Genomic DNA, 7124 nt, shown 5'->3' on the forward strand with positions numbered 1-7124 from the left:
CATATACTTTGGCGTTGGATTTCCCCATGCCAAACATCAAAGAGTTGCCGCCTCCCGCTTTCTCCATCATTTTCTTTGACAGGAATTGCCCAAGACCAACAAAACGGCAATTGGCAAGACCCAGGAGAGCAGAAAGCTGAGGACCGGCGACATCTGCTCGATGATCTCACTGGAGAATACCGCTCCGGAATCTTTAAGCCGGTAGACCAGCCCCGGATCAACCATGCGCCCCGTCTTATAAATTTGCGTGCCCGTCCTGTCCGTGAAGTTGTCCTGGATTTCTACCCGGCCAATCTCATGGCGAGCCGTCATATCCATAAAGGCGCCGTAATCCACCTCAAGAATCCGCCGCCGCGCAAACCAGGGCATCGCCAGGAAATTGAACAGCACCAGGATCAGAAGGACCATGCCGTAATAATAAATCAACGGCTTTTTGGGTGATTTTACTTCATTCATTTGAAACGTCCCTCTCCGTCAAACAGAAACCGCCTCCGAATCCGCAGTCAAAGCGGCGTCGGAGGCGGTCGTTTTCAGCCCTCAATGGCAATCAGGTTTTTCTACTCCAGCTGCGCCTGCTGGGTCGCCTTGGGGATGAACAGCCGCAGGATACCGTCCTCAAACCTGGCGCGGATATCCTCCTGCTTCACCCGTTCCCCCACATAGAAGCTGCGCCGGCAGGAGCCGAGGAACCGCTCCCGGCGCAGGTAGCGCTCGTTCTGGACATTCTCATTGCTGGTCTGCTCCACCGTCGCGCTGATGCAGAGATAGCCGTCTTTCAGCTCGGCGGCCAGCTGTTCCTTGTGGACGCCGGGCAGGTCGATGTCCAGCTCATATCCCTGGTCGCTCTCCTTGATGTCCGTGTTCATCATGCCCCGCAGGGTGTTGGCGCTGAAAGCGGTCTCCGCCAGTTCGTCAAACATGTTCTTTGCCACCAGATAAGGGGTCAGCATAAAAATTGCTCCTTTCATTATTTCGGCCTCCTGCCGGAATTGGTTTATGCTTATAGTATAGGCCGGTGTGTTAGCACTGTCAACGATCGAGTGCTAAATTATTGTGAAATCTATTTTATAACTTATAAGATTTATTTATCAATAGTGGGGCGCTGAAGGAATATCCCGGCGCCGCGCATTCAGACGGATTCATCGTTCAGGCGCTCCATTCCGTTTCTGTAGGCTTGAAGCGGGGCGGACCCGTCTTGGAGTCCGCCCCGCTTTGCTGTCAGCTCAGATCTTCGCCGTTGGTGGCGATCACTTTCTTGTACCAATAGAAGGAATCCTTCCGCTCCCGGCTCAGATCGCCGGCGCCGTCGTCGAATTTGTTGACGTAGATAAAGCCATACCGCTTGGCCATTTCTCCGGTGGAGGCGCTGACCAAATCAATGCAGCCCCAGGGAGTATAGCCGATGAGGTCCACGCCGTCCTCCTCCACAGCCAGCTTCATCTGCTCAATGTGCTGACGGAGGTAGTCAATGCGGCAGCTGTCGTGGAACTTGCCGTCCCCGGCCCGCTCATCCCTGGCTCCCAGACCGTTCTCCACAATCATGATAGGAACCCGGTAGCGGTCATAGATTTCGTTCAGCGCCCAGCGCAGGCCCTTGGGGTCGATCTGCCAGCCCCACTCACTGGCTTTCAGGTAGGGGTTCTGCAAACCCTGAGCGATATTGCCCTCCACAGAGGCCGCGTCGCGGCTGACGCCCACGCAATTGCTCATGTAGTAGGAGAACGTGTAGAAGTCCACCGTGCCCTGTTTCAGCTCCTCCAGGTCGCCGGGCTCCATTTTGATCGCAATGCCGTTCCGCTTCCAGAACGCCTTGGCATAGTAGGGATACTCGCCCTTGACCTGGACATCGGAACAGTACCAGTTCATGTTCCGCATTTGATGTTGGGCCTCCAGCATATCGTCGGGGCTGCAGGTATAGGGATAGGCCGCCCCAAAGCAAATCATGTTGCCCAGCTTAAATTGAGGATAGTGCTCATGGGCATATTTCACCACGCGGGCGGAGGCGACAAACTGATGATGCAGGGCCTGATACCGGGCCTGCATATCGTTGGGAACCTCCATGACAGGTCCGGAGTAGCCTTTTACAGTTCCAGTAGATAACACCGCGCCGAAGGGCATGGTGCCGGAGTTGATCTCGTTGAAGGTCAGCCAGTATTTCACCTTGTCCTTGTACCGCTCGAAAATGACCTTGCAGTAGGTCTCAAAATAACCGATGACCTCCCGGCCCTCCCAGCCGTTGCACTTTTCCACCAGGGCGTAGGGCAGTTCATAGTGGGAGATAGTTACCAGCGGCTCGATGCCGTGCTTTTTACAGCAATCGAAGACCTTGTCATAGAACTCCAGTCCCTTCTCGTTGGGCTGGGACTCCATGCCGGTGGGGAAGATGCGGGTCCAGTTGATGGAGGTACGGAAGCACTTGAATCCCATCTCAGCAAAGAGGGCAATATCCTCCTCGTAGTGGTGATAGAAGTCAATGGCCTCATGAGAGGGGTACAGGGTACCGGGTTCGATTTTGGTGGTTATCCTTTTGGGCGTCGTATGGCTGCCATTGGTACACATATCAGAGGTAGAAGGCCCTTTGCCGTCCACGTCCCACGCGCCCTCGCACTGGTTGGCGGCTACCGCGCCGCCCCATAAGAAGTTTTTCGGAAAGCTCATACACTCACACTCCTACAATGATTTCGCCGTTTTCAATGCTCACGCCGGCCAAGTCGTCTTCATTGGTGACAATCACCGGCGTCACAGTCTTACAACCCTTATTATGAATCATTTCCATATCAAATTCAAGAAGCAGCTGGCCCTTCTTGATTTTCTCGCCGTCCTTGACATGGGCCTTGAACGGTTCGCCTTTCAGAGAAACCGTCTCCAGACCCACATGGATCAGCAGTTCTACGCCGTCCTCCGACAAAAGGTTCAGAGCGTGTCTGGTATCAAAGACGCTTTCACAGGTGCCGTCAAAGGGAGCATAAACCTTTCCCTCAGAAGGTTCCACAGCAATGCCGTGTCCCAGAACTCCGGCGGCGAAGGTCTGATCGGGGATGCTCTCCAGCGCGACTACCTGACCGGGTACAGGAGCGGCAATGGAAACCTTTTTGCCTGTGCGGGCAGGAGCGGCAGGATCAGCAGGGGCGGGAGCATCCACAGGCGCCGCGGCGGGCTTCACAGGGTCTTTATAGAGAATAAAGGCGATTGCGCCAGAAATGAGCAGGGACAGAATCCCTCCAATTGCGCCGAAAATCACTCCGTGCATAGGATTGCCTTCTCCGCCAATGAAGCAGATCAGAGAAAGGAACGAAGGCGAACCGCCGGCCGTATAACCCCGGACCGCGCTGAGTCCGCAGAAAAGGCCGGAAACCGCCGCGCCGGTGACCGCGCCGATCATAGGCTTTCCATAGCGCATATTGATTCCGTACAAGGCGGGTTCCGTAACGCCGGCGACCGTGGCGGAGATGCCGCAGGCAATTCCCTCCGAGCGGGTATCCTGGTCTTTTGTTTTCAGCGCCACGCCAAAGGTCGCGCCGCCCTGGGCAATATTCGAGCAGAACATGGTGACCGCAACCACCACGTCGTAACCCAGAGTGGCAAGATTGTTCATCGCCAAAGGCACCAGCGCGTAGTGCATTCCGGTCATGACAATAAACGGCATCAGGGCGGACAGGATGCCGACCGTCAGCCAGGGCACTTTATTGTACAGGGCGGAGAACACACCCGCCAGCAGATTGCCGATGACGTTGCCGATGGGGCCCAGCACATAGAGAGAGCAGGGGATGCAGATGATGATGAACAGCAGGGGCTTGAGGAAGGATTTCAGCACGTTGGGAGATACCTTATCCGCAAAGTCCTCCGCCCATTTCATCACGGGGGCCATCAGCAGCATGGGCAGAACAGAAGATGTATAGGTCGAGCAGATCACCGGGATGCCAAAGAGGTAGGTGCAGGGCATACCAAGGAAGGTTCCCAATTCCAGTGTCGCGCCGCTCATCAGGCTGGTAAGATTGGGGTAACACAACGCCGCTCCCACGACCATAAACAGCATGGGATTGCCGCCCATCTTTTTTGCGATGGTAATTCCCATAAAAATGGGGAGAAACATAAAGAAGCAATCCGCAAAGGAATAGAGCAGGATATAAGTGGAGCTTTCCGTGCTCATTCCGGCAAAGGTGGTCAGCAGCGTGAGGACCACCTTCAGCATACCGGTGCCCAGCATGGCCGGAAGCAGCGGCGTCATACAGCCGGCAATGAATCCAAAGAGTCTCTGTACAGCGCCGCCTTCGGCTTTCGCGGGAGCGCTGCCCTCGTCCCAATTGCCCAGCTTTTTGAATTCCTTAAAGAGGTTGGAAACTTCGTTTCCGATAATGATCTGATACTGGCCTCCCTGGCGCATCACACCCTTGACGCCCTTGATTGCCTGAACGGCGTCATCTTTGGCCCGGCCCTCGTCCTTCAACACCAGACGAAGGCGGGTCATGCAGTTGGCGGCGCTGGTGATGTTCGATGCGCCGCCGACAGCGTCCACGATTTTTTTCGAGGTCTCGACATAATCCAATGCCATATTTCGGATTCCTCCCATTCAGTTTTTATGCTTCTGGCGGGGCGCCTCCGCCTTATAGCCGCTTATTAGGGACACTTCCGATCCCCTGCTACCCGCGCAATGTGCACGCACAAATAAGTGAGCTCCTCGGCGGGCAAATCGATCTGATAGTCTTTTTTGATGAAATCCCGGATGCGGAGCGTACAGTCAAATGCCCTAGGGTGCTGCCGCTTGATGTTCTGATAGAGAAAATCCTCTTCATCCGGCAGCATTTTGTTTTCCATAACCCGCTGGGCGAAAAAGAGCAGGTGGGTCAAAAATCTCTGGTAGTCCAGCGATTCTTCATCGAAGCTGGCGCACAATCTATAACGCACAATATTGAGAGAGTTCTGCACGATTTTGAGGGTTCCCTGGGTTTTCTCCATATCGCAGTCATATTCAGCGTTGATGATATGCAAAGCGATGGAGGTGGCCTCCGTTTCAGGGAGGGAAACGCTCATGGTCTCCTGAATGATTTGCAGGCCGCGAAGGCCAATGGCATACTCCTGCGGATAGAGCTTCCTGGTTTCCAGGGAAAGCATATTGTGAAATGTGAGCCCGTTCTTCATCCGCTCGGCGGCAAAGCTGATATGGTCTGTCAAAGTGATATAAAGATTCTTATTGAGCTTTTTCTTCAGGGTTTCCCGGGCGTATTCGATAATCCTCGTGGCTGCCCGAACCGCTTCCAGGTCCACCTCCAGCAGCAGCTGTTTCAGGCGGCTCGTGGAGTCCGGGGAATCCATGCGGAAGATCTTTTCGATTTTGGAACGGTCTACGGCCCGCCCTGGTTTTGCCTGCCACCCAATTCCCCGGCCCGCCAGAAGGATCTCCCGACCGCTTTCATCGAAAGAACTGACGATATTGTTGTTCAAAACCTTATCAACGACCATCGTATCCCCCTTCTTTCCCAGTCCCACAGAAAATGAAAAGTAAAAATACCAAACACCAGCCAAGACCCGCCATAAGCGCGCCGGCATTGATGTTTGGTATTGCCTAATTGAATAGTAACAAGCCAATCTATTTCGTTGTAAAAGCAAACCGCTCTGCGGAACTGGCAAAGATTCTTGGATTGATTGCCATTATAACCGCAGTCTGCCCATTTGTGAAATCAAAGTTTTTTATATCATATAAAAATAATTTATCAATCTCAGCATTCAACCAGTTTGCAGCCTCTGGTCAGCGCCAAAGCCAGGACCAGCGTCAGAAGCTCCGCGGCGAAAGGTGCAAGCCAAATAACGTCAATGCCCAAAAGAACCGGTATACAGAAAATCGCCGCCGCTTTCAGAACAACACCCCGGCTCAGGGAGATGGCATCGGCCTGCAGGGTCCTCTTGGTGGAGTACAGAAAGGCTGTATAAATTAGATTCAGCGCCATGGGGATAAAGGACAGACCAAACAGCGGCAGGGCGGCAGAGGCATTTTGGACAAGCTCCGGGTCCCGGTTGAAAATTTGGATCACGGGTTCGGCAAAGAGAAACAGAAGCCCATAAATGACCACGGACAATATGGCATTGATGCGGATTCCCCAGCGAAAATATAAATTTATTCTATCTGTATCCCGCTCCCCATAGCAGAGGCCCCAAAGGGGCTGCAGTCCCTGGGCTGTCCCGGAGAGGATGGCGTTGACCAGCGAGTAGATGAAACTCAAGACGCTGAAGGTGGACACACCGATATCGCCCACCAGCTTTGCCAGCATAAGGTTATAACAGAGAGCTGTTACCGGCGTGGTCAGTTGGGAGGCCGCTTCCGGCACACCGCGTTTGCAGATCTTACCGATCAATGCGCCATTGACAGGGAATCGCTGGAAGCGCAGGCTTCCCCGTTTCCTCACAAAATGGGACAGCAGGACAGCCACAGAAAATACCTGCCCCAGCCCGGAGGCGACAGCCGCACCGATCACCCCCATTTTCATAGGGAAGATGAACAGCCAGTCCAGAAAGATATTCGCCCCAGCCCCCACACACATCCCCACAAAAGATAACGTTGGAGAGCCGTCGTTCCGCACAAAAACGGACAAACAGGTACTCATCAGCATGGGAACAGAAAAAGCACAGTAATAAAACAGGTAATCCGCCGCCATGTCCCGCATGGTATGGCTGAGGGTCTGCCCGCCACTAAGGTCCACGATCTGCCGGGAAAATGCCATCCCAATGAGTGTAAGCAGCAAAGACGCAAGCACGGTCAGAAGGAACGCGGTCATAAAGGCGTGATTCGCCCCCTCCTTATCCTCACGTCCCATGCGGATGGCTACCACCGTCCCGCCGCCCATAGGGAACATCGCCGCTATGGCCACGGCAAAGGTAATGAAGGGAACGCCGATATTCACCGCCCCCAATGCCGCCGAACCAACCCCTTGGCCCACAAAGATTCCGTCCACCACATTGTAGAGATAGGTTACAAACAGCCCGCCCATAGCCGGGAAGATGTACCGGCATAGATTTTTCCAGCTTACGTTCAAAAAAACACCTCCAAATAAAATGAGAAGTGGGATAAACCCTGTACGGGCTTATCCCACTTCAACGATTTTTGATCGCAAGTCCTCTGACAAGCGAGG

6 protein-coding genes are annotated in these 7124 nt (G+C 53.9%); all 6 read right to left on the reverse strand.

Features of this window, described 5'->3' with window-relative positions; all coding sequences use genetic code 11:
- Positions 1–66 precede the first annotated feature (66 nt).
- On the reverse strand, positions 67–456 hold the full coding sequence (locus QZ329_RS06925) for a hypothetical protein (protein WP_295750172.1): 390 nt from the start codon (positions 454–456) through the stop codon (positions 67–69).
- Between the two features lie 101 nt (positions 457–557).
- The gene (locus QZ329_RS06930; protein ID WP_295750202.1) at positions 558–950 is read right to left on the reverse strand and encodes an Hsp20/alpha crystallin family protein; all 393 of its coding nucleotides are present in this window, start codon (positions 948–950) and stop codon (positions 558–560) included.
- 268 nt (positions 951–1218) lie between these two features.
- On the reverse strand, positions 1219–2658 hold the full coding sequence (locus QZ329_RS06935; protein ID WP_295750205.1) for a 6-phospho-beta-glucosidase: 1440 nt from the start codon (positions 2656–2658) through the stop codon (positions 1219–1221).
- A 4-nt stretch (positions 2659–2662) separates the two neighbouring features.
- Positions 2663–4552 (reverse strand): beta-glucoside-specific PTS transporter subunit IIABC, encoded by a 1890-nt coding sequence (locus QZ329_RS06940; RefSeq protein ID WP_295750213.1) that lies wholly within the window; start codon positions 4550–4552, stop codon positions 2663–2665.
- Positions 4553–4617: 65 nt separating this feature from the next.
- On the reverse strand, positions 4618–5586 hold the full coding sequence (gene licT, locus QZ329_RS06945; protein WP_295750216.1) for a BglG family transcription antiterminator LicT: 969 nt from the start codon (positions 5584–5586) through the stop codon (positions 4618–4620).
- 131 nt (positions 5587–5717) lie between these two features.
- On the reverse strand, positions 5718–7028 hold the full coding sequence (locus QZ329_RS06950; RefSeq protein ID WP_295750218.1) for an MATE family efflux transporter: 1311 nt from the start codon (positions 7026–7028) through the stop codon (positions 5718–5720).
- Positions 7029–7124 lie beyond the last annotated feature (96 nt).

It is taken from the genome of uncultured Oscillibacter sp. (genome assembly GCF_910579365.1).
Classification (GTDB): domain Bacteria; phylum Bacillota; class Clostridia; order Oscillospirales; family Oscillospiraceae; genus Oscillibacter.